Annotated in this window: 1 pseudogene; it reads right to left on the bottom strand. The window is 64.3% G+C overall.

The features are described 5' to 3' along the window. A pseudogene (locus tag EOD29_RS34870) lies at positions 1-238 on the bottom strand (hypothetical protein); the annotation flags it as partial.

The raw sequence follows: 238 nt of genomic DNA, 5'->3' as shown, positions 1-238 counted from the left end.
GCCTGTTTCGCATTGCCCATCCGGTGTTCGAGATAGGGTTCGGCGATCGCAGCCCCCACCGTCATGCGCGGATTGAGGCTGGCGAAGGGATCCTGGAAGATCATCTGCACGGATTTGCGCATCTCGCGCAGCTCCTTCCTGTCGAGGCCGAGCACCTGCCTGCCCTCGACGAGAACGGAACCCGCCTGCGGCAAATCGACGACGGGGCGAGCCATCATGCGCCTGATCGAGCCGCAGG

This window comes from Mesorhizobium sp. M1A.T.Ca.IN.004.03.1.1 (assembly GCF_003997555.1).
Classification (GTDB): domain Bacteria; phylum Pseudomonadota; class Alphaproteobacteria; order Rhizobiales; family Rhizobiaceae; genus Mesorhizobium.
This window is presented reverse-complemented; position numbering and strand designations above follow the sequence as displayed.